The 21,047-nt window shown below is 68.7% G+C and carries 18 protein-coding genes; 10 read left to right on the forward strand and 8 right to left on the reverse strand.

Features of this window, described 5'->3' with window-relative positions; all coding sequences use genetic code 11:
* Positions 1–56 precede the first annotated feature (56 nt).
* Complete coding sequence (locus tag L0D17_RS02285) at positions 57–1,007, forward strand: zinc-binding dehydrogenase (protein ID WP_243093716.1); 951 nt, start codon at positions 57–59, stop codon at positions 1,005–1,007.
* Here L0D17_RS02285 and L0D17_RS02290 read toward each other — a convergent pair.
* Genes L0D17_RS02290 through L0D17_RS02310 form a run of 5 tightly spaced genes read right to left on the reverse strand, consistent with a single transcriptional unit; the run spans position 1,004 to position 7,001 of the window.
* The gene (locus tag L0D17_RS02290) at positions 1,004–1,858 is read right to left on the reverse strand and encodes a hydroxymethylglutaryl-CoA lyase (protein WP_243093717.1); all 855 of its coding nucleotides are present in this window, start codon (positions 1,856–1,858) and stop codon (positions 1,004–1,006) included. The genes L0D17_RS02285 and L0D17_RS02290 overlap by 4 nt on opposite strands.
* The gene (locus L0D17_RS02295; RefSeq protein ID WP_243093718.1) at positions 1,855–3,516 is read right to left on the reverse strand and encodes an acyl-CoA carboxylase subunit beta; all 1,662 of its coding nucleotides are present in this window, start codon (positions 3,514–3,516) and stop codon (positions 1,855–1,857) included. Before L0D17_RS02295 ends, L0D17_RS02290 begins: the two co-directional genes overlap by 4 nt.
* Before the next feature lie 24 nt (positions 3,517–3,540).
* Positions 3,541–4,029: a ribonuclease HI gene (gene rnhA / locus L0D17_RS02300; protein ID WP_243093719.1), complete on the reverse strand. Its 489-nt coding sequence runs from the start codon at positions 4,027–4,029 to the stop codon at positions 3,541–3,543.
* Between the two features lie 9 nt (positions 4,030–4,038).
* Entirely contained in the window at positions 4,039–5,244 is a 1,206-nt protein-coding gene (locus L0D17_RS02305; RefSeq protein ID WP_243093720.1) for an MFS transporter, read from the reverse strand.
* 41 nt (positions 5,245–5,285) lie between these two features.
* A complete protein-coding gene (locus L0D17_RS02310; RefSeq protein WP_243093721.1) occupies positions 5,286–7,001 on the reverse strand; it encodes a hypothetical protein in 1,716 nt (571 codons plus the stop codon).
* Positions 7,002–7,026: 25 nt separating this feature from the next.
* On the opposite strand from L0D17_RS02310, the gene L0D17_RS02315 reads away from it, so the two are divergent.
* From L0D17_RS02315 to L0D17_RS02350, 8 genes are read left to right on the forward strand one after another with little or no spacing between them, the layout of a single operon-like run.
* Complete coding sequence (locus L0D17_RS02315) at positions 7,027–7,782, forward strand: PP2C family protein-serine/threonine phosphatase (RefSeq protein WP_039458483.1); 756 nt, start codon at positions 7,027–7,029, stop codon at positions 7,780–7,782.
* Positions 7,782–9,734, forward strand: coding sequence for a protein kinase domain-containing protein (locus L0D17_RS02320; RefSeq protein WP_243093722.1), 1,953 nt, complete (start codon positions 7,782–7,784; stop codon positions 9,732–9,734). The genes L0D17_RS02315 and L0D17_RS02320 overlap by 1 nt, the downstream gene beginning before the upstream one ends.
* On the forward strand, positions 9,731–10,375 hold the full coding sequence (locus L0D17_RS02325) for a response regulator transcription factor (protein ID WP_243093723.1): 645 nt from the start codon (positions 9,731–9,733) through the stop codon (positions 10,373–10,375). The genes L0D17_RS02320 and L0D17_RS02325 overlap by 4 nt, the downstream gene beginning before the upstream one ends.
* Complete coding sequence (locus tag L0D17_RS02330) at positions 10,350–11,651, forward strand: sensor histidine kinase (protein WP_243093724.1); 1,302 nt, start codon at positions 10,350–10,352, stop codon at positions 11,649–11,651. The genes L0D17_RS02325 and L0D17_RS02330 overlap by 26 nt, the downstream gene beginning before the upstream one ends.
* 24 nt (positions 11,652–11,675) lie before the next feature.
* On the forward strand, positions 11,676–12,209 hold the full coding sequence (locus L0D17_RS02335) for a hypothetical protein (protein ID WP_243093725.1): 534 nt from the start codon (positions 11,676–11,678) through the stop codon (positions 12,207–12,209).
* Positions 12,210–12,605, forward strand: coding sequence for a hypothetical protein (locus L0D17_RS02340; RefSeq protein ID WP_243093726.1), 396 nt, complete (start codon positions 12,210–12,212; stop codon positions 12,603–12,605). It abuts the gene before it with no gap.
* A gap of 15 nt (positions 12,606–12,620) precedes the next feature.
* Positions 12,621–14,825 carry a PD-(D/E)XK nuclease family protein gene (locus L0D17_RS02345; RefSeq protein WP_243093727.1) on the forward strand — a complete coding sequence of 735 codons (2,205 nt, stop codon included), beginning with the start codon at positions 12,621–12,623 and terminating at the stop codon, positions 14,823–14,825.
* Positions 14,822–17,392, forward strand: a complete 2,571-nt coding sequence (locus L0D17_RS02350) for a UvrD-helicase domain-containing protein (protein ID WP_243093728.1) — start codon at positions 14,822–14,824, stop codon at positions 17,390–17,392. Before L0D17_RS02345 ends, L0D17_RS02350 begins: the two co-directional genes overlap by 4 nt.
* A gap of 25 nt (positions 17,393–17,417) precedes the next feature.
* On the opposite strand, the gene rpsI is transcribed toward L0D17_RS02350, so the two are convergent.
* Together rpsI and rplM are read right to left on the reverse strand one after the other, a co-directional pair.
* Complete coding sequence (gene rpsI, locus L0D17_RS02355) at positions 17,418–17,804, reverse strand: 30S ribosomal protein S9 (RefSeq protein WP_039458497.1); 387 nt, start codon at positions 17,802–17,804, stop codon at positions 17,418–17,420.
* Positions 17,804–18,229 (reverse strand): 50S ribosomal protein L13, encoded by a 426-nt coding sequence (rplM, locus tag L0D17_RS02360; protein WP_243093729.1) that lies wholly within the window; start codon positions 18,227–18,229, stop codon positions 17,804–17,806. Before rplM ends, rpsI begins: the two co-directional genes overlap by 1 nt.
* A gap of 113 nt (positions 18,230–18,342) precedes the next feature.
* Here rplM and L0D17_RS02365 point away from each other — a divergent pair, with 113 nt between their 5' ends.
* On the forward strand, positions 18,343–19,989 hold the full coding sequence (locus L0D17_RS02365; protein WP_243093730.1) for a CTP synthase: 1,647 nt from the start codon (positions 18,343–18,345) through the stop codon (positions 19,987–19,989).
* On the opposite strand, the gene L0D17_RS02370 is transcribed toward L0D17_RS02365, so the two are convergent.
* Complete coding sequence (locus tag L0D17_RS02370) at positions 19,986–21,011, reverse strand: DUF815 domain-containing protein (protein WP_200883386.1); 1,026 nt, start codon at positions 21,009–21,011, stop codon at positions 19,986–19,988. The two genes, L0D17_RS02365 and L0D17_RS02370, sit on opposite strands and share 4 nt — an antisense overlap.
* Positions 21,012–21,047: the final 36 nt, after the last annotated feature.

A 21,047-nucleotide genomic window follows, 5' to 3' on the forward strand; every position in this document is an offset into this window, starting at 1 on the left:
CCTCTTTGACAAAAAAGGGCCGAGACCTACGGTTAGGTTGAAGCCCGGAGGTGGCCATGCGCGCGGTGGTGCTCAAGGGGTTTGGCGGTTTGGAAATGTTGGAAGAGCGAGACCTGCCGGTGCCCGAGCCAGGGCCGGGTGAGGTTTTGGTAAAGAACCTGGCGGTGGCCGTGAACCCCGTGGACGCCAAGATCCGGGCCGCTGGCCGTTGGGCGGGGGTGGAACCCCCCTTCGTTCTGGGGTACGACGCCGCTGGGGTGGTGGCCAAGGTGGGCCCTGGGGTGAGGGACCTCCGGGAGGGGGACGAGGTCTACTACACCCCGGAGATCTTCGGCAACCCCCACGGGACGTACGCGGAGTACACCCCGGTGCCCGCGAACCTCGTGGCCCGGAAGCCTAAGAACCTCTCCTTTGCTGAAGCGGCGGCCATTCCCCTGGCGGGGGGAACCGCCTGGGAAGCGGTGGTGCGCCGCTTGGCGGTGCGCCCTGGGGAAGTGGTCCTCGTCATGGGGGGCGTGGGCGGCGTGGGTTCCTTTGCCGTGCAGTTTGCCAAGGCGGCCGGGGCCTTCGTCGTCGCCACAGCCAGCCGGGAAAACCTTCCCGTTCTCACCGAACTGGGGGCGGACCTCGCCCTGGACTACCGGGGCCCTTGGCAGGAGGAGGTGCTCCGGGCCACGGAGGGCCAGGGGGTGGACGCCGCCTTTGAGACGGCGGGGGAGAACCTGGTGGAGCGGGTGATCCCCGTGGTGCGTCCCTTTGGCCGCATCGCCACCATCCTGCCTCCCCAGGGGAACCTTTCCGGGCTCTACACCAAGAACCAGACCCTCTACGGGGTTTTCCTCACCCGGGAGCGGAAGCGGCTGGAGGAGATGCGCCCCCTCTTTGAGCGGGGCCAGGCGAAGCCCCTCCTCGCCGAGGTCCTGCCCTTCAGCTTGGAAAACCTGCGCAAGGCCCACGCCCGCATGGATTCGGGCCACGGGCGGGGGAAGATCGTCTTGACCTTCTAGCCGTACCGGAGCTTAAGCCGCGCCGCCTCCTCCGCCAAATGGGGGAGGCGGCTTAGGTCCACCCCCGTGGCCAGGCCCCTGGCCTCCAGGAAGGGGAGGACCCTTTCCGTGGGCAGGTTGCCCACCAGTTCGTCTCCGGCGAAGGGGCACCCCCCCACCCCCGCCAGGGCCCCTTCCAACCAGAAGACCCCGGCCTCCAAGACGGCCTCCGCCTTGGCCAAGGCCTCTTCGGGCCGGGCGTGGAGGTGGGCCCCAAGCCCTTCGGGACCGAAGCGGGCCACGGCGGCCTCCAAAACGGCTCGGATCCTCTTCGCCTCCGCCACGCCGTAGGTGTCCGCCAGGGCGATTTCCCGCACCCCGAGCTCCCTTAGCCGGGCGATGGCCTCGAGGACCCTCTCCACGCTCCACGGGTCCCCGTAAGGGTTGCCGAAGGCCATGGAGAGGTAGACCACCAGGCCAAGCCGTCCCTCCACCGCCTGCACCATTTCCGCCACCAGGGGCCAGGACTCGGCGAGGGAGCGGTTGGTGTTCTTCCGCTGGAAGGTTTCGGAAAGGGAAAAGGGGTAGCCCACGTGGGTGAGGCGTTCTGCCTGGAGCGCCCTTTCCACGCCTTTCTCGTTGGCCACGATGGCCAAGTAGGTGCGCCCCTCGGGGGGCGGAAGCGCCTTAAGCACTTCCTCGGCGTCTTGCATCTGGGGCACCCACTTGGGGGAGACGAAGCTGGTGAGGTCCAGATGGCGGAAGCCTGCCTGCAAAAGCTTCCTCAGGAAGGCCACCTTCTCCTCGGTGGGGATGAAGCGGGAAAAGCCCTGCCAGGCGTCGCGGGGGCACTCCACCCACTTGGCGGTCATACCTGGAACACCCCCACCCTAAAAGGCTCCCGTTCCGGGTTAAGAGCGCAGGCCTCGAGGGCCTTGATGAGCCACTTCCGCGTCTCGTGGGGGAAGATCACCCCGTCCACCCAGAGCCTGGCCGCGGCGTAGCGGGGGTCTAGGGTTTCCTCGTACCGCCCCTTGATGCGCTCGTAGAGCACCTTGAGCTCCTCGTCCGAGGGCTCTTGGCCCTGGCGGCGGAGCTTTTCCACCTCCAGCTCCAAAAGCGTCTTCGCCGCCTGCGCCCCTCCCATCACCGCATACCTGGCGCTGGGCCAGGCGAAGAGGAAGCGGGGGGCGTAGGCCTTGCCCGCCAGGGCGTAGTTCCCGGCCCCGAAGGAGCCCCCGAGGATCAGGGTGATCTTGGGCACCACGGAGTTGGAGACGGCGTTCACCAGCTTGGCCCCGCGGCGGATGATCCCCGCCTGCTCCGCCTCCTTGCCCACCATGAACCCCGTCACGTCCTGGAGGAAGAGGAGGGGGATGTTCATCTGGTTGACCTCGAGGATGAACCGCGCCGCCTTGTCCGCCGCCTCGGGATAGATGACCCCGCCCACCTCAATCCGCCCCTTCTTCTTGAGGACGAGGCGCTGGTTGCCCACGATCCCCACGGGGAAGCCGCCGATGCGGGCGAAGCCCGTGACCAGGGTCTCCCCGTAGGGGGCCTTGTACTCCAAGAACTCCGAGCCGTCCACGATGCGGGCGATCACCTCCCTTAGGTCGTAGGGCCGGGAGCCGTCGGGGGAGATGAGGCCGTAGAGGTCCTCTATGGGGTAAAGGGGTTCCTTGGGTTCCTTGCGCCCCTCGGCCCAGGGGGCGAGGCGGGGGGGCGGGTAGAGGGCGGCGAGTTGCCTTATGCGCTCCAGGGCCGCCTCGTCCGTGGGCTCGTGGAAGTCCACGGTGCCCGAGACCTCCGCGTGCATCCTGGCCCCCCCGAGCTCCTCCGAGGAAACCTCCTGGCCGATGGCCGCCTTCACCAAGGCGGGCCCCGCCAGGTAGAGCCCGCTTCCCTCGGTCATGATGAGGACGTCGGTCATCACCGGCAGGTACGCCCCCCCGGCCACGCAGTTGCCCATGATGGCGCTGATCTGGGGAATGCCCAGGGCGGACATGCGGGCGTTCAGGTAGAAGATGCGGCCGAAATCGTCCTGGTCGGGGAAGACCTCGTCCTGTAGGGGTAGGAAGACGCCGGCGGAGTCCACCAGGTAGACCGTGGGGATGCGGTTTTCCAGGGCCATGGTCTGGGCCCGGATCACCTTCTTGGCGGTGATGGGGAAGAAGGCCCCCGCCTTCACCGTGGCGTCGTTGGCGATGATCATCCAGTCCCGACCCTGGATCTTCCCGATCCCCGTGACCACCCCGCCCGCGGGGGCCCCACCCCACTCCTCGTACATGCCGTAGCCGGCGAAGGCCATGAGCTCGTAGAACTCCGTGCCCGGGTCTATGAGCCTCTGGATCCGCTCCCGGGCGGTGAGGCGCCCCTTTTGGTGCTGGCGCTCTATGGCCTTGGGGCCGCCTCCTTGGCGCACCTTCTCCAGGCTGTCCCTAAAGTCCCGCACCAGGGCCACCCAGGCGTCCTTGTTGGCCTTGAAGGCGGGGTTTTCCCGGTCCTCGGGGCGGAGGGCGGTTTCCAGCATGGCTTGAGTATAACGCTTTTTCGCCTATGAGGAAAAAAGCGTGCCCTCCTGGGGCGGGGGGCAGGGGAGGCCCTTCCGCTTCTCCTCCTCCGCCCGGCGCCGGGCCTCCCGGTCCACCCGTTCGTTTTCCGGGTGGCCGGCGTGGCCCTTCACCCAGTGGAAGCGCACCCGGTGGGGGGCCATGGCCTTAAGGAGGGCCTTCCAGAGGTCTTGGTTTTTCACGGGGGCCCCTTCCGCCGTCCGCCAGCCGTTCATTTGCCACCTATCCAGCCACCCCTCGGCGAAGGCCCGCTCCAGGTACTGGCTGTCCGTGTAGAGGTCCACCTCGCAGGGCTCCTTCAAGGCCAAGAGGCCCTCCACCGCCGCCTTGAGCTCCATGCGGTTGTTGGTGGTGCAGGGCTCCCCCCCCGAAAGGAGCTTCTCCCGGCTTCCATGGCGGAGGAGGGCCGCCCACCCCCCTGGGCCCGGATTTCCCAGGGAGGCCCCGTCGGTGAAAAGCGCCACCCGCTTCACGCCTTTAGCCTACGCCTCTTGGGTCTTACGCCCTTCCCTTGGGGCGGGGATGCCCCCGGTGAGGAGGGTATAGGTGGCGGCGAGGCTCACCCCGAGCCCCGCCAGGAGGAAGACCGTGGGGGCGCCCAAGGGGCCCTCGAGGGCCCCGCCCAGCATGGTGCCGATGAGCACGGCGGCGTTCATCACCGCGCCGAAGGCGGCGAAGATCCGCCCCCGCATCTCCTGGGGGGTGTTGAGCTGCAAAATGGAGCGGGCGGGGACGATGAAGGCCATGTTCAGGAAGCCGCCCCCGAAGAAGGCCAAAAGCACCCAGGCGAAGACGGGGAAAAGGCCCACGGAGGCCTCAAAGAGGCCGAAGAGCAGGAGGGCGAGGAGGAAAAGCCTTTCGCGGGGAACCTTGGCCAAAAGCCGGGGCAGGGCGAGCCCCCCCAGGATGGCCCCCAGGGCCATGGCCGCCTCCATGAAGCCAAAGCCCGCGGAGCCCACCTGGAGCCACTTTATGGCCAGCACCACCCCCAAGGCGGTTTCCACCGAGCCGAAGGCGGCGGCGGCGAAGAGGGTGCCCACGGCCCGGCGGATGGGGGGAGTCTGCCAAAGGTGCCCCAGGCCCTCCTTGACCCGGGCGAAGAAGCCCGCCTTGGGCATCCTCTCCGGCTTCAGGGAAGGAAGCCCCAGGAGGAGGAGCCCGGAGGCCAGGTAGGTGGCGGCGTCCAGATAAAAGGCGTAGGCGGGCCCCACCGCCGCCACCAAGACCCCCGCCGCCCCCACGAAGAGGACCTCGGAAAGCCGGTCGGCCAGGAGGATGAGGCTGTTGGCCTCGTCCACCTCCTCCTTGGGCACCAGGTCCGGCACCACGGCGTTTTGGATGGGGTCGTGGAGGTCGCGGAGGAGCTCTATGAGGAAGACCAAGAGGAGCAAAAAGGGCAGGCTCTTCGCCCCCAAAAGGGGGATGAGGGCCACCAAGGGGGCCCTGAGGAGGTCCGACCAGACCAGAAGGCGCTTGCGGTCTTGGGTGTCGGCCCAGGCGGAGAGGAGGGGGGAGAAGACCACGGTGCCCAGGAGTTGCACCCCCAGGGTCAAGGACACCCACAGGGCGTTCTCCGTGAGAAGGTAGATGAGGACGAGAAGGGCCACCCGGTGGATCTTGCTGCCCGCCTGGGAGACCAGGTAGGCCAGAATGAGCCTGGCAAAGGCTTGGTGCCGGAGTACCTTCATATAACCCCCTTCCCCGGGATTATAACAGGGAAGCCGAGGGGTCAGGGGTTGGGCATCACCAGGTAGGCCAGGCGTCGGCCCTCGCGGGCGAGCACCACAGCGCCCTCCGGCAGTCGGTAGACCAAGAGATCTTTAAGGCGCCGGGGAACCTCCCCCGCCTGGCCCACGTAAAGGGCGTCCTCCCGCAGGCGGAGGGAGAGGACGCTTTGCCCCACCTTGAGGCCCAGGGGTTCCGGGGTGAGGGAGAGGAGGTGCACCTCTCCCCCTAAGGTTTCCCGGGTGGGCGGGCGGCGGCCCAGGTACTCCCGCAGGGCTTCCGCCAGGGTTTGCGCTTCCGTCTCTAGCCCCAGGGCCTGGCCCACCTGCAGGAGGGGTGGGGTGGGGTCGGCGGGGCCCAGGCGCCTTAGGGTGAGTTCCAAAAGCTTTCGGGCGAAGTCCTGCAGGGCTTCCTCGGGGGCCTGGCGGTACTTCTCCGCAAGCTCCTTGCCAAAGCCCTGGGGCTGGAACTCGCCCTTGAGCTTGGCGGAAAGGGCGCGAAGAAGGCGCAAATGGGCGTAGTCCCCTTCCGGGCTTAGGAGCCGGGCCAGGAGGCGGCCTTCGGCCAAGAGCTCGTAGAGCCTAAGGCCGCTTCGCGCCTCCAGGCGGAGGTGCAAGAGCTCGCCTTCCCGCACCGCCCAGACCTCGAGGTCCTCCCAGGGCACCACTAAGGCCTCCTCCAAGACGTGGTCCTCCCCGCCGAGGCCCAGGTGCCAGACGCCCTCCACCTGGCTTAGGGTGAGGACCAAGGGCCCCAAGGGGATGCGGCCTGGGGCGAGGGGAAGGGTGAGGAGGCTTTCTTCCCCATGGCCGGGCTCGGGCACCCAGGGCCAGGGGGTTTCCCCTTGGGGGGTGGGGAGGAGGTTGAGGAGGGCGAGGACCTTCTCCGAGGCCACTTGGAAGCGGCGCTTTTCTTCCTCCAGAAGAAGCTCCCGCCGCCTTTCCTCCAGAGCCTCTTTCTTCAGGCGCTCTTCCAGGCGGGCGATCTCCTGGGCGCTGGCCCCAAGCCGCCGCGCCTCCTCCAGGGCCCGCCGCAGGGCGAGGAGGTCCCGCTTGGGGGGAAGGCCGTAGGCTTCTTCCCACTCCAGGAGGCGGTTGAGGAAGCGGCGGAGGTAGGCCCGGGTTTCCTCTGGGGGTAAGGGGAGGTCTTGGGGGATGTGCAGGGCGGTTTCCAAAAACTCCAGGAGGAGGCCCTCCGCCACCTTGGGGTCCTCCAGGTCCAGAAGGCTCTCCGAGAGGGAAGGGATGGGGTGGGTGGGGGCGAAGCGGGAGAGGTTGAAGTCCCGCTTGAAGCCCTCCTTTTCCCGGTAGTCCAGGTAGTTTTGCAAGAAGGCGTGGATGAGCCTGAGCTCCTCCCGCCTACCCGTGAGGAAGTCCTTGGCCCGGGCCTTCACCTCCCGCTCCACCCAAAGCCGCCACACCTTCTCGGCGAGGGCCTTGAGGACGGGGGCGGCGTCGGGCATGGCCGGGGTTTCCGGCTCCTCGGGGACCAGGGCGGGAAGCTCGGGGGGATGTGGGGGGGGCTCGAGGCTTCCCCTTAGGGCCCGGAAGCGGGCGTCCGCCTGGCGGAAGCGCTTGGCCAGGGGGGCAGGGAGGCGGGCCTGCGCCAACAGGGCCCTTAGCTGCAAAAGCGCCTTCTTGCCCCCCTTGGGGGTGCGGCCCGCCACCAGGTCCTCCACCCGGTACTCGTAGAGGTCCACCAGGTCGGCCAGGTGCTCCACCCCTCCATCCTATACAATGAGGCCGATGCGCCTGGCTCCCCGGTTCAGCGTGGCCGCCGTGTCCCACGTGGGCCGCCGCCAAAACAACGAGGACTTCCACCGGGTCCTTAGGCTGGAGGTTCCCCAAGGAAACCTCCTGCTCCTGGCGGTGGCGGACGGGATGGGGGGCCTCGAGGCGGGGGAGTGGGCGAGCAAGGTGGCCATTGAGGCCTTGTCCGAGGCGGTTCGGGCTTACGCCGAGCACTTACGCACGGGCCGGCCCGCGGTGGGGCTTCCCAAGGTGATGGAAAAAGCCTTTACCTTGGCCCAGAGGCGGGTGGAGAAGGAAGCGGAAAAGCCCGGGCGAAAGGGGATGGGGACCACCCTCACCGCCTTCCTCTACGCCGACTGGCTCAAGGAGGGGGTGGTGGGGCACATCGGGGACTCTCGGGCTTACCTCATGGGGCTCGGGGGGCTTAAGCGCCTTACGGAGGACCACTCCTGGGTGGCAGAAAGGCTTAAAGAGGGGGTCCTCACCTCCACCGAGGCCGAGCGCCACCCCTACCGCCACGTTCTCACAAGGGCCCTGGGCTTGCCCGAGGCCCGGTTTGACCTCGTCCCCGTGCGCCTCGCTCCCGGGGAGGGGGTTTTGCTGGCCACGGATGGGCTTTATGGACTGGTACCCGAGGAGGAGTGGGTCTTGGGCAAGGACTTGCAGGGGAGCCTCGAGGCCCTCTTGGCCGAGGCCCTCCGCCGGGGCGGGGACGACAACGTCACCGCCGTGGCCTTGCGGGTGGAGTGATGCACGGGCTTTTGGCGTTTCTCTTGGTTCTCCTCACCGCCCTGTTGGCGGGGCGGCTTTCCCCGTGGCCCCTCTTGTTCCTCCTCGCCCTGCTCGCCGGAGCGGGGGTGGCCACGGGGGTGAGGGCGGAGGTGGTCCTGCCTTGGATTCTCCTCCTTCTGGGTACCTTGGCGGCCCCCCGGGTCTACCTGGGGCCGAGGCGGAGGCCCACCCGCCGCCCGGCCAAGGCGGCCAAACGGGAGGGGCCCAAGACCACGGAGGAGACCCAGGCCCTTTCCCAACGCTACGAGATCCTGGAAAAGGTGGGCGTGGGGGGGATGGCCACGGTCTACAAGGCCAAGGACAAGAAGACGGGCCGCCTGGTGGCCTTAAAGGTTCCCCAGGAGCGCTTTGTGGGCGACCCCCGCTTCGTGCGCCGCTTCCACCGCGAGGCGGAGGTCTTGGCCAAGCTGGACCACCCCAACATCGTCAAGGTTTACGATCACGGCCAGGTGGACGGGGTCCACTTCATCGCCATGGAGTTCTTGGAAGGGGAGGGCCTGGACAAGCTCATTGAGGAGAGGCGCATAAGCCTTCCCCAGGCCACGGCCATCCTGGCCCGGGTGGCGGACGCCTTAAAGCACATCCACGCCCAGGGCATCGTCCACCGAGACATCAAGCCGGGGAACATCATGGTCCTCAAAGGGGCCCTTCGGGAAGATGGGGTGGACCCCCGGGGCGTGCGCCTCATGGACTTCGGCATCGCCGCCGGCAAGGTCTTGACCCGGCTCACCATCACCGGGGCCCGCATCGGCACCCCCGTTTACATGAGCCCGGAGCAGGCCAAGGGGCAGAAGCTGGACCACCGCTCGGACATCTACTCCCTGGGCATCGTGCTCTACGAGGCCCTCACGGGCCAGCCCCCCTTCACGGGCGGGTATGAAACGGTGATCCACCAGCAGATCTTCCAGGTGCCCACCCCGCCCAAGCAGCTTAGGCCCGAGATCCCCCAGGCCCTTTCCGACCTGGTGCTAAAGATGCTGGAGAAGGACCCCGCCAAGAGGCCCAGCCTGGACGAGGTGATCCGGGGCCTTATGGGCCCGTGGGAGGAGGAGAAGGGCCTGCCCCATCCCTTCTACCTCCTCCTCGGGGTGGAGGCCAAAAAGGGAAGCGTGCGCCTTGTGGACCTGGAGGGCACCGCCGCTAGGCTCATCTCCGGCATCGGCTCCGCCCCCGGCCACTTCTCCGCCCCGCCCCTTTCCGTGGCCGCCGACCCGGAAGGGGGGATTTGGGTTTCCGTGTTTGAGCATGGGGCCAAGCTCCTCCACCGCTTCTCCCCGGAAGGGGAGCTTCTCCTTTCCACCGGGCCTTACGGGATGAAGCCCGGGGAGTTCCTCTTCCCCGCCTCCTTGGCGGTGGCGGACGGGGCACTATACGTCCTGGACGCCGAAACCGCCACCCTAAGCCGCCTGGACCTGGGGGGGCGGTACCAGGGGCGCTTCGGCGGGCAGGGCCCCGGGCGGGGCACCTTCCAAGACCCCAAGGCCCTGGTGGCGGCGGGGGGGTTCCTCTTCGTCCTGGACTACGGCAACCGCCAGGTGCAGCGCCTGAGCCTGGACGGGCGCTACCTTTCCCGCTACGCCTTCCGCCGCGCGAGGGACAGCGAGGAGCTCAGGCTTCTGGGGGGCGTGGGGGCGGACGGGGAGCGGCTTTACCTCTACGACGTGGAGGCGGCCAAGGTGCGGGTGGTGGACCTCGCGGGCAACCTCCTCGCCTCCTGGCCCTTGCCCCTTTTGGAGGGGGAAGACGCCCGGAGCCTGGTGGAGCTTCTGCCCTTTGAGGGCGTTCTCTACGCCGCCCGCAGGGGCTCAGGCCGCCTCCACCGCCTGGACCTCAAGACCGGGGAGGCGCTTCCGCCCTTGGAGGTCTACGCCCCGGTGCGGGCCTTGGCCCTTTGGCGGAACCCGGCATGAGGGTCTTGGTGGTGGAGGACGATCCAGGGGTGCGGGAGGCCCTGGCCTTGGGGCTTTCCCTGGAGGGGCACGAGGTGAAGGCGGTGGAAACCCCCAAGGAGGCCCTGGCCCTCCTACCCTGGGCGGAGGCGGTGGTGCTGGACGTCCTCCTGCCGGAAGGGGATGGGTTTTCCCTCCTCAAGGAGATCCGGGCCCGCTCGGAGGTGCCGGTGCTCATGCTCACCGCCTTGGATGCGGTGGAGTGGCGGGTGAAGGGCTTGAGGGAGGGGGCGGACGACTACTTGGTGAAGCCCTATAGCCTCCAAGAGCTTTTGGCCCGCCTCGAGGCCCTAAGGCGGCGGGCGCAAAGGCCCGAGGAAGTCTTGGCCTACAAGGAAATCCGCCTCTACCCAAGGCGCATGGAGGCCTACCGGGGGGCGCGGCGGCTTAACCTTTCCCCCAAGGCCTTTCTCCTCCTCAAGGCCTTCCTGGAGGCCCCCGAGGAGGTGCTTTCCAAGGAAGCCCTGATGCTCAAGGTCTGGGGCGAGGTGGTGGAGCCCGCCACCTTGGAGGTCCACCTCTCCGCCCTGCGCAAGGCCCTGGGGGAGCCGAGCCCCATCCAGACCCTCCGCGGCTATGGCTACCGCCTTTTCCTCCCTTAGGGGAAGGCTTTTCGCCCTCCTCTTCCTGGCCCTCCTCCTTTTGGCCTTTCCCCTCGCCCTCCTCTCGGCCAAGGAGGCGGAGCGGGCGGCCACGGAGGACCTCAGGCGGGCCCTTTTCACCCGGCTTTTCCTCCTGAAGGAGGAAGGTCCCAAGGGGGAGGCGGCCCTCTTGGCGGAGCTCTTCCGCCTGGGCCAGGTCTATGGGGGTGGGGTGGGGTTCGTGGTGGGGGAGGAGGTGCGCTCCACGGAGCTCGCTCCCCTGGCCCTTCCCCCCGCCCTCCTTTCCGCCCTGGCCGAGGGGCGGACCTACCAGGGGGTGTGGCGGGGGGTGCTCTACGTGGCCCTGCCTTGGGAGGGCGGGGGGTTCGGCCTGGCGGTGCCCCTGGAGGGGGTGGCGGGGCTCGGGCGGCGCCTCCTCCTCCTCTACGCCACCTGGGGGGGCGGGGTGCTCCTTCTGGTCTACGCCTTGGCTGCCCTGGGGTTTTCCTGGGCCTTGAGGCCGCTGAGGGACCTCGCCCGCGCCCTTAAGGACCGAAGCCCTGAAGACCTCTCCCCCTTGCCCCGGCCTCCCGTGGCTGAGCTTATGCCGGTGGTGGAGGCGATGAACGGCCTCCTCGCCCGGGTGCGGGCGCTTTTGGAGGAGCTTTCCGAGAAGGAGGCCCTGGCCCGGCGCTTCGCCCGCCACGCCTCCCACGAGCTCAGGAACCCTTTGGCCGCCCTGAAGGGGTACCTGGAGGTCTTGGCCCGCAAGGGGGAGCCCAGGGCCTTGGAGGGAGCCTTGCGGGAGGCGGGCCGCCTCGAGGCCCTTCTTTCCGGCCTCCTCCGCCTTTCCCAGGTGGAGGCCACCCCCTTGCGCCTAAGGCCCTTGAGCCTCGCCGCCTTCCTGCGGGAGCGGGGCGTGGAGGTGGCGGGGGACGCGGAGGTCCTGGCGGACGCCGAGCTTTTGGCCTTGGCGGTGGAGAACGTCTTGGAAAACGCCCGCCGCCACGGCAAGCCCCCGGTGCGGGGGGAAATCCTGAAGGAGGGCCAAGGCGCCTGGCTTTGGCTCGTGGACCAGGGGCCGGGCTTCCCGGAAAGCCTCCTCCCCCGGGTTCTGGAGCCCTTCGTCCACGGGGGGCGGGGCACGGGGTTGGGGCTCGCCCTGGTGGCGGCGGTGGCCCGAGCCCACGGGGGGAAGGCGGTGGCGGCGAACCGGGACGGGGCGGCGGTGGGGCTTTACCTGCCTTTGGCTTCGCTTAAGGTTCCCCCCGCTGCGGGCTTTGGGGAAGGGGGCTAGGCTTTGGCGTGGAGGTGATGGGGTATGCGGAAAGCGGTCTTCGGACTCCTTCTTCTGGCGGGCCTGGCCCTGGCCCAAGGGGCGGACTACCGGCAGGCGGCCTTGGCGGCCTCGGCCTTGGGCCGGCTCCAGGCGCTGGCCCAAAGCGCCCAGGGCGAGGCCAAGCTCCTGGACTGGGCCAAGGCGGTGCAGGCCCGGGCGGAAAAGGACTTTGAGGCCAAGGCCTACTTCAAGGCGGCCCGGGAGGCCCAAGCGGCCCTCCTCCTCTACCGGGGGGCCCAAGGGGAGCCCCAAGTGCGGACCCCCGCCCGCCCTGGGTTCCACCGCGGCCACGGCCCTTGGGGCTGGGGGTGGAGGGCTAAGGCGCCCCAGTGGGCGGAGCGGGCGAGGCTCGCCGTGGACCGGGCGGAGAAGGAGCTCGCCTACTACCGCGCCCAAGACGCCTTAGTGAAGGACCTGGTGGCGGAGGCCAAGGCTAGGTTGGAAAAGGAGCCGGGTAGGGCCTTCCTCCTGGCCCGGGCGGCCTTGGCCCTCATTTCGGCGGAGCGGGGCTTCTAGATGCGGGGGCTCGCCCTTCTCTTCCTCGTGGGCCTGGCCTGGGCCCAGGGAGGGGAGGAGCGGGCCCTCGTCCGGTGCCTCGAGGTGGTGCGGACCCTGGAGGTGCAGGCCCTTTACCGGGAGGACGGGGCGGTTCTGGTCCTTCTGGGCCGGGACCGCCCCCTCCTCCTCCTGGCCCTGGAGGGGGGAAGGCCCATGCCCCATGCGGGCCTCCCCCGGGGCCGCCCCATGGGCAGGCGCCCCCTTCCCTTCCTCCGGGAGCTCACCCTGGCCCGCTTCGTGGCGGTGGGGGAAGGGGAGTACCGTTGCTTCGTTCTCCACCGGGGCCGGGTGGTGGGGGTTTTGCGCCTGGCGAAGGACTTCACCCCGTTACCCTTGGAAGGCTTTTCCCCTTGAGTAAACTAAGGCCCTATGAAGCCGGGCCTCTATCCCGTGGTGGGGCCGCCGGCTTCGGGGAAGACCGCTTGGGCCCTGGAGCTCGCCCTAGAGGCCCTTAGGCGGCGGGAGCGGGTCTGGTGGGTGGGGTTACCCCATCAACGGGCCTACGTCTACCGCCTCTTGGGGCAAAAGGGAGCCTTTTTGGGCCTGGAGTTCCTCTCCTTCCAGGCCCTCTACTACCGGGTGGTGGCGGAGGCGGGAAGGCTTGGGCCCCTCCTTCCGGGGGCGGGGCGGGTGGCGTTGGTGGCGGAGGCCTTGCGGGCGCTTTCCGGCCCCCAGGTGGCCCCGGGGGAGGCCCGCCTCTTCGCCCGGGCCATCGCCGAGCTGAAGCGGTTTGGCCTTTCCCCCTTCGCCTTGCCTAAGGAGGGGGAGGCGGGGCGGCTGAGGCGGGTGTACTTCCTCTACGAGCGCCTCAAGGGAAAGGCCCTGGACTACGATGACTTTCGCCGCCTGGCCGGGAAGGTGCCCCTGAGGCTTTTCCCCAGGCCGGGCCTGGTGGTGGTGGACGGATTACGAGAAATCGGCCCCTTGGACCTCCACTTCCTCCGCCGCTTGGCGCAGGAGGTTCCCGTCCTCCTCACCCTAGAGCTTCTCCCCGAGGGGCTGGAGCCCGTGGAAGAGCTTTCCCCAAGGCCCATCCGCCGCCAGGTCTACGCCCTCGCCAACCCGGTGGAGGAGAGCCGCTACCTCCTGAGGGCCCTGAAGCGGGCCCTCGCCCCCAAGGCGCTGGGCGGGGAGGGGCTTGCCCCCGAGGAGGTGCTGGTGGTGGCCCCGGAGGGGCGCATCCCCGGGCTTCTCCTCCTCAAGGACGAGTACGGCCTCCCCCTGGTGGACGGGAGGGAACGGGCCCTGGCGGACACGGAGGAGGGGGAAAGGGTCCTCGCCCTCCTCAACCCCTTCCCCACGGGGCGGGACCTCTTGGCCTTAGGGTTTTCCGCCTTGGGCCGGCGCGCCTTGCGCCTGGGCCTGGCGGGGGAGGAGGCGCTTCGGGCCTTGGCGGAGCGGGAAGGCCTCCTTGCGGAGTGGGAGGCGTTTTGCGCCCTCAGGACCCCTGGGGAGGACGCCTTGGCCTGGGGGGAAGCGGTTCTTAAGTGCCTTGGGGTTTCCGACAAGGAGCCCTTCCTCGCCCGGCTCCGCCTGGCCCTGCGGGTGGACCGGGCCAATCCCCTTTCCTGGTGGCGGAGCCTCCTTTTGGACGAAACCTTACCCCCTGAGCCCCAAGGGGGCGTGCCCCTCCTTCCCCCCTTGCGGGCCACGGGGGTGCGGGCCCGGCGGGTTTACGTCCTGGAGTGGCTCGCCGGGCGGTACACCCTCGAGGAGCGGGAGGACTACTTCCTCCTGGAGGACCTTAGGGAAAGCGGGCTTCTTAAGGGGCTTCCCAGGCGGCTTCGGGGGTTAGACCCCCTCTTCCAGGAGGAGATGGCGAGCCGGGGGGAGGAGGTCTTCCTCCTCTACCCGGAGGCGGGGCCCTCGGGGCCCTATGCCCCCTTGGCCCAGGGGGAAAGGCCCGAGCCCTTGCCCCCGGCAAGCCTCCTGGAGGCCCTGCCCCACGAGCCTTTCCGGGTGGAGGACCCCACCACCCAGGCGCCCCCGCCCCACCTCGAGGCCCTCCGCCGCTATTTGGAGTGCCCCTTTCGCGCCTACGCCCTGCGCTTTAACCTCCAAGAGGAAGACGGGGCCCCGGGCTGGCACCTCCTGCCCAAGGAGCTTCCCCGCCTGAAGGAGGACCCCCAAGTGGGCCCTTGGCTTTCGGCGCACAGGGAGCACCTGGAGGGGATGGCCTTTTGGGTGCCTTGGCAGGGCCGCCGATTCGTCCTGCGCCTGGACGGGGTGCGGCGGGAGGGGAAGAGGGTCCACCTCTACCGCCTCCTTCCCCCGGGCAAGGAACCCGACCTGAGCCCCAAGACCCGCTGGACGGAGTGGTACGCCCTAAAGGCCCTCCTTTTGCGGAAGGACGTGGAGGAGGTCTTCCTTTGGGTCTGGCCCTGGCTGGGGGCGCCCAAACTCCACCGCAAGACCCCTTACCGCCCGAAGGAGCGGCTTCCCTTGGCGGAGGAGGTGGAGGAAATGGCGCAAGCGGCCTACCAAGCATGGGAGAAGGGCACCTTTCCCCCCAAGCCCGGCCCCCACTGCTACCACTGCCACTTGGCCGACGTCTGCCGCAAGGAGGAGGTATGAGGCTTTACGTTGCCTCGGCGGGCACGGGGAAGACGCACACCTTGGTGCGGGAGCTTTTGGAAAGTCTCCGCCAAGGCGTGCCCCTAAGGCGCATGGCCGCCCTCACCTTCACCCGCAAGGCGGCGGAGGAGCTCAGGGGAAGGATCCTGGAGGCGGTGGCCCAGCTGGGGGACGAGGCGGCGAGGCGGGAGGCCTATGGGGCGGTCTTCACCACCATTCATGGCTTCATGGCCGAGGCCTTGCGCCACACCGCCCCCTTCCTCTCCCTGGACCCCGACTTCGCCCTTTTGGACGAGTTCTTGGCCGAGGAGGTCTTCCTGGAGGAGGCGCGAAGCCTCCTTTACCTTAAAGGGCTTTCCCCCGAGTGGGAGGAGCCCCTCCGGGCCCTTTACCGCAAGCGCTCCTTGGCGGAGGCCTTCCTGCCCGCCGAGGGGGAGGAAAACGGGAGGCTCCTCGCCCTCTACGGGGAGGTCCTTGCGGGCTACCGCCGCCGGACCCTCGAGGCCCTGGGGCCGAGCGACCTCGAGGCCCTGGCCCTCCGCCTGGTGGAAAACCCCCTCGCCCTTTCCCGCCTGGTGGAGCGCTTCCCCCATCTCTTCCTGGACGAGTATCAGGACGTGAACCCCCTTCAGGCCCGCTTCTTTGGGGCGTTGGAGGAGGCGGGGGCCAGGCTCGTGGCCGTGGGGGACCCCAAGCAGTCCATCTACCTCTTCCGCAACGCCCGGGTGGAGGTCTTCCGCCAGGCCCTGGCCCGGGCGGAAAGGCGCGAGCTTAAGGAAAGCCGCCGCCACGCCAGGGAGGTGGCGGCTTTCTTGAACCGGTTCCTGGCCCTTTTCCCCGAGGCGGAACGGGTGCCCCTGGTGCCCTTGCGGGAGGAGGAGGGGCGGGTGGAGGTGCACTGGGTGGTGGGGGAAGGCGAATTGGAGGCCAAGCGGGCCTTTGAGGCGCGCCTTTTGGCCGAGCGGCTTCGGGCGCTTGCGCAGGAGGGGGTGCCCTTCCCGGACATGGCCGTCTTGGTGCGAAGCCGCACGAGCCTTCCCCCCCTGGAAAGGGCCTTCCGCGCCCTGGGGGTGCCCTACGTGTTGCGGCGGGGGCGGAGCTTCTTCACCCGGCCCGAGGTGCGGGACCTCTACCACGCCCTCAGGCTTTCCCTCCTGGAAGGCCCTCCTTCCCCTTCCGAGCGGCTTTCCCTTCTGGCCTTTTTGCGGGGGCCTTTCTTGGGGCTCAACCTGGGGGCGGTGGAGGAGGCCTTGCGGGCGGAAGACCCCTTACCCCACCTGCTCGAGGAGGCGCAGGCCCGCCTGGCCTGGCTCAAGACCCTGGCGGGGAAAAGGCCTTTGGAGGCGCTTAAATCCCTGGTCCAGGACGAGGTCTTCCTCAGGCGGCTTGAGCCCAGGGCCCGGGCCAATCTGGACGCCCTTTTGCTCCTCGCCGCCCGGGAGCGCTTTCCGGACCTCGAGGCCCTCCTGGAATGGCTCAAGGTGAGGGCCCAGGACCCCGAGGCCGGGGAGCTTCCCGAGGGGGGCGAGGGGGTGAACCTCCTCACCGTCCACGCCGCCAAGGGCCTGGAGTGGCCGGTGGTGGCGGTCTTTGACCTGGCCCGGGGGGAGCCCCCGGACCGGGAGCCCCTCCTGGTGGGGGAGGGGGGGCAGGTGGCCTTGAAGGGCACCCCGGGCTACGAGCCCTTGGCCGGGGCCCTAAAGAAGGCGCAACGGGAGGAGGCGTTCCGCCTCCTCTACGTGGCCCTTTCCCGGGCTAGGGACGTCCTCCTCCTCACGGGAAGCCTCTCCGGGCGCCCCGGGCCTTGGGCGGAGGTCCTTTGGGATTTGGGCCTGGGCCCTGACGGGGAAGACCCCCTGGTGCGCCGCCACTCCCTAAGCCCCCTGCCCCGGGTGCAGCCCCAAGGGAAGCGAGAGAGCCCCAGGCCCGCCCCCTACGCCCCTTGGCGCCTGGACCCAAGCCCCTTGCCCTGGGTCTACTCCCCAAGCGCCTTCCGCAAGGACGAGCCCAAGCCCCTGGCGGAGGCCTTGGAGGGGGAGGCGGCCTCCGAGTACGCCCGGGCCCTGGGCACCCTGGTCCACTACGCCATCGCTCGGGACCTGGACCCCCAGGACGAGGGGGCCATGGCGGCCCTTCTCCTCCAGGAGGTGGCCTTCCCCTTCTCCGAGGGGGAAAAGGCGGCGCTTCTCGCCGAGGTGAAGGCCCTCCTTGCCCGCTACCGAGGGCTTTTGGACCAGGCCTTGCCTTCCCTCGAGGCCCGGGCCGAGGACTACCCCGAGCTTCCCCTGGTCCTTCCCCTGGGGGGCACCGTCTGGCACGGGGTCCTGGACCGCCTCTATAGGGTGGGGGAGCGGTGGTTCCTGGACGACTACAAGACCGACCAAACGGTGAAGCCCGAGGCCTACCGCTTCCAGATCGCCCTTTACGCCGAGGCGGTGCGGCGAGCCCTGGGGGTGGAGGCGGAGGCCAGGCTCGTCTACCTGCGCCACGGCCAGGTCCACGCCTTTCCCCCAGAGGCCCTGCAGGAGGCCTTAAGCCAGGTACCAAGGGAAATCCCCCCGGGGTGAGCCCGGGGGGAGGAAAGGGTGGCGCCTAGCGCTTGGAGTACTGGGGCGCCCGGCGGGCCTTGTGCTTGCCGTACTTCTTCCTTTCCACCATGCGGGGGTCGCGGGTGAGGAAGCCCAAGGGCTTGAGCTTGGCGCGGTAATCCGGGTTGTAGCGCAGAAGGGCCCGGGCCACCCCTAGCTTGATAGCGTCAATCTGGCCGCTCTTGCCGCCCCCCGTCACGGTGATGTAGGCGTCAAAGCGGCCCAAGGCGTCCACCACCCGCAAAGGCTCCAGGGCCGCCACCGCCCGCACGATGCCCTGGAAGTAGTCCTGGAAGTCCTGGCCGTTCACGGTGACCTTACCGCTTCCGGGTCTGAGGAAGACCCGGGCCACCGCCTCCTTGCGCCTGCCGGTGCCGTAGTACTGCTCCATCACTTGACCTCCAGCTTCTGGGGCTTCTGGGCCTGGTGGGGGTGGGTGGGCCCGGCGTAGACCTTAAGCCGCTTGAAGAGCTTCCGCCCCAAGGGCCCCTTGGGGAGCATCCCCTTCACCGCCTGCTCCAGCACCCGCTCGGGGTGGGTGGCGAGCATCTTCTCCGCCGGGATCTCCTTGAGGCCCCCCTGGTAGCCGCTATAGCGGGTGTAGATCTTCTGCTTGAGCTTCTTCCCCGTGAGGCGGATCTTGTCGGCGTTGATCACCACCACAAAATCCCCCATGGCCACGTTGGGGGTCCAGTCGGGGCGGTGCTTGCCCCTAAGGAGGGTGGCGATCTGGGTGGCGAGCCGCCCCAGGGTCTTGCCCTCGGCGTCAATCAGAACCCAACGGGGTTCAATCTCCTTCGGCACGTACGTTTGCATGACCAGGGCCCTCCTCAAGTTCTTGCCGGGGGATCGGGGGACCCCGCAAGAACGCCAAAGAAGACTCTACCACAAACCAAGGCCTTCCGCCAGATGTGGTAGGCTAAAGTCCCGTGAGCGGGGTTTCCGATAGCCCAACAAGGCCCAGGAAGTACGTGTTCGTCACCGGAGGGGTGGTGTCCAGCCTGGGGAAGGGGATCCTCACCTCCTCCCTGGGGGCCCTTTTCCGGGCCCGGGGGTACCAGGTCACGGCCATCAAGATTGACCCCTACGTGAACGTGGACGCCGGCACCATGCGCCCCTATGAGCACGGGGAGGTCTTCGTCACCGCCGACGGGGCGGAGACCGATTTGGACATCGGCCACTACGAGCGCTTTTTGGACATGGACCTCTCCCGGGGGAACAACCTCACCACCGGCCAGGTCTACCTTTCCGTGATCCAGAAGGAGCGCCGGGGCGAGTACCTCTCCCAGACGGTCCAGGTCATCCCCCACATCACCGACGAGATCAAAGACCGCATCCGCAAGGTGGCGGAGGAGCAGAAGGCGGAGGTGGTGGTGGTGGAGGTGGGGGGTACGGTGGGGGACATAGAAAGCCTCCCCTTTTTGGAGGCCATCCGCCAGTTCCGCTTTGACGAGGGGGAGGCCAACACCTTTTACATCCACCTCACCCTGGTCCCTTACCTGGAGACCAGCGAGGAGTTCAAGACCAAGCCCACGCAGCACTCCGTGGCCACCTTGCGGGGTGTGGGCATCCAGCCCGACGCCATCGTCCTCCGCTCCGTGAAGCCCGTGCCCGAGGAGGTGCGGAACAAGGTGGCCCTCTTCACCAACGTGCGCCCCGGGCACGTCTTCTCCAGCCCCAACGTGGAGCACCTCTACGAGGTTCCCCTCCTCCTGGAGGAGCAGGGCCTGGGCCGGGCGGTGGAGCGGGCCTTGGGATTGGAGCCCGTCTTCCCCAACCTGGCCTTCTGGCAGGAGGCGGTCCGGGTCCTCAAACACCCCGAGCGCACGGTGCGCATCGCCATCGCCGGGAAGTACGTGAAGATGCCGGACGCCTACCTTTCCCTCCTGGAGGCCTTGAAGCATGCCGGCATCAAGAACCGGGCCCGGGTGGAGGTGAAGTGGGTGGACGCCGAGGCCCTGGAGGCGGGAGACCTGGACGAGGCCTTCGCCGACGTCTCCGGCATCCTGGTCCCCGGGGGCTTTGGCGTGCGGGGGATTGAGGGCAAGGTGCGGGCGGCCCAGTACGCCCGGGAGCGCAAAATCCCCTACCTCGGCATCTGCTTGGGCCTGCAGATCGCCGTGATTGAGTTCGCCCGCAACGTGGCGGGGCTAAAGGGGGCCAACTCCACGGAGTTTGACCCCTACACGCCCCATCCCGTCATTGACCTCATGCCGGAGCAACTGGAGGTGGAGGGCCTGGGCGGGACCATGCGCCTCGGGGACTGGCCCATGCGCATCAAGGAGGGCACCCTCCTCCACCGCCTCTACGGCAAGGAGGAGGCCATGGAGCGGCACCGCCACCGCTACGAGGTCAACCCCCTTTACGTGGACCAGTTGGAGCGGGCTGGGCTCGTCATCTCCGCCACCACCCCGGGGATGCGGGGCCGGGGGGCGGGGTTGGTGGAGGCCATTGAGCTAAGGGACCACCCCTTCTTCCTCGCCCTCCAAAGCCACCCCGAGTTCAAAAGCCGCCCCATGCGCCCCTCGCCTCCCTTCGCCGGCTTTGTGGAGGCGGCCTTGCGCCGCCGGGGCTAGCGGAGGAGGCTTGCGAACTGCCGGGCCACCCGGCCGGAAAAGCCCTTTTGCAGGGCAAAGCGAAGGGCCTCTTCCGCTTCCTCTTGGCGGAGGGGGCGGCCCAAGTGGTGGGCCACCGCCTGGAGGTAAAGCCCCTTGTCAAAGGGTGGGAAGGTGAGGACGAGGCCGAAGCGCTCGGAAAGGGCCAGGGTGTCCTGAAGGGCGTCCCAGGCCTCGGGGGCCTCGCCCGGCAGGGGGTTCTCCCCCAGGCGGCGCACCAGGTGGCGGCGGTTGGAGGTGGCCAGGAGGAGGACGTTTTCCGCCGCCCCCTCGAGGCTCCCCTCCAAAAGCGCCTTGAGGTGGTGGAAAGCCGCGTCCTCGGGGTCTAAGGAGAGGTCGTCCAGGAAGAGGAAGAAGCGGTGGGGGAGGGAGGCAAGGGTGGCCAGAAGGGTTTCCAGCTGGGAAAGGGCCTTGGGCTCCACCTCCACCATGCGAGCCCCTTCCAGGTGCAATAGCCCCCTGGCAGCGGTGCTTTTTCCCGTGCCCCGGGCCCCGTAGAGGAGGGTGTGGAGGGCGGGCTTGCCCGCGAGGAAGCGGCGGGCGTTTTCCTCCAGGGCCCGGTGTTGCGCTTCATACCCCAAAAGTTCCCCCGGCTTGGGCAGGCGGGGGGAGGGAAGGGGGTGGAGCTCCCCATCAAAGCGGAAGGCGCGGTACAGGGCGAAGGGCCAGGGCCCGTGGGCCTTTAGGACCGCCGCCATGGCCTCGGGGTCGCGGGCGAGGAGGGCCTGAAGCGCCCCTTCCTCCGCCGGGTGGGGGGGGCGTTCCCCCAGGCTTCGCAGGGGGTATTCCCGGCGCAGGCGCTCCAGCTCCAGGTAGAGGGCCTCGAGGTCCAGCCGCATCAGGTCCAATACCCCTGGGGTGGCCTTCAGGGCCCGGAAAGCCCAAGGAGCCTTGAGGAGGCTTTGCGCCAAGGCGTAGCCCCAGGGTTCCCCTTGGGGAAGGTCCATGGGCAGAAGGTCCAAGGGGTTCTTGGGGTGGTCCATAGCGACCATAATACGGAACCCCCGGGCTTCCCCGGG

Origin of the sequence: Thermus thalpophilus (assembly GCF_022760915.1) — a bacterium.
In the GTDB taxonomy this organism is placed as follows: Bacteria; Deinococcota; Deinococci; order Deinococcales; family Thermaceae; genus Thermus; species Thermus thalpophilus.

Bases quoted from the DNA above. Each gene is read 5' to 3' on its own strand.
- L0D17_RS02285 (WP_243093716.1), top strand. From the start codon at position 57: ATGCGCGCGGTGGTGCTCAAGGGGTTTGGCGGTTTGGAAATGTTGGAA.
- L0D17_RS02290 (WP_243093717.1), bottom strand. From the start codon at position 1,858: ATGACCGCCAAGTGGGTGGAGTGCCCCCGCGACGCCTGGCAGGGCTTT.
- L0D17_RS02295 (WP_243093718.1), bottom strand. From the start codon at position 3,516: ATGCTGGAAACCGCCCTCCGCCCCGAGGACCGGGAAAACCCCGCCTTC.
- L0D17_RS02305 (WP_243093720.1), bottom strand. From the start codon at position 5,244: ATGAAGGTACTCCGGCACCAAGCCTTTGCCAGGCTCATTCTGGCCTAC.
- L0D17_RS02315 (WP_039458483.1), top strand. From the start codon at position 7,027: ATGCGCCTGGCTCCCCGGTTCAGCGTGGCCGCCGTGTCCCACGTGGGC.
- L0D17_RS02320 (WP_243093722.1), top strand. From the start codon at position 7,782: ATGCACGGGCTTTTGGCGTTTCTCTTGGTTCTCCTCACCGCCCTGTTG.
- L0D17_RS02325 (WP_243093723.1), top strand. From the start codon at position 9,731: ATGAGGGTCTTGGTGGTGGAGGACGATCCAGGGGTGCGGGAGGCCCTG.
- L0D17_RS02330 (WP_243093724.1), top strand. From the start codon at position 10,350: ATGGCTACCGCCTTTTCCTCCCTTAGGGGAAGGCTTTTCGCCCTCCTC.
- L0D17_RS02335 (WP_243093725.1), top strand. From the start codon at position 11,676: ATGCGGAAAGCGGTCTTCGGACTCCTTCTTCTGGCGGGCCTGGCCCTG.
- L0D17_RS02340 (WP_243093726.1), top strand. From the start codon at position 12,210: ATGCGGGGGCTCGCCCTTCTCTTCCTCGTGGGCCTGGCCTGGGCCCAG.
- L0D17_RS02345 (WP_243093727.1), top strand. From the start codon at position 12,621: ATGAAGCCGGGCCTCTATCCCGTGGTGGGGCCGCCGGCTTCGGGGAAG.
- L0D17_RS02350 (WP_243093728.1), top strand. From the start codon at position 14,822: ATGAGGCTTTACGTTGCCTCGGCGGGCACGGGGAAGACGCACACCTTG.
- rpsI (WP_039458497.1), bottom strand. From the start codon at position 17,804: ATGGAGCAGTACTACGGCACCGGCAGGCGCAAGGAGGCGGTGGCCCGG.
- rplM (WP_243093729.1), bottom strand. From the start codon at position 18,229: ATGCAAACGTACGTGCCGAAGGAGATTGAACCCCGTTGGGTTCTGATT.
- L0D17_RS02370 (WP_200883386.1), bottom strand. From the start codon at position 21,011: ATGGACCACCCCAAGAACCCCTTGGACCTTCTGCCCATGGACCTTCCC.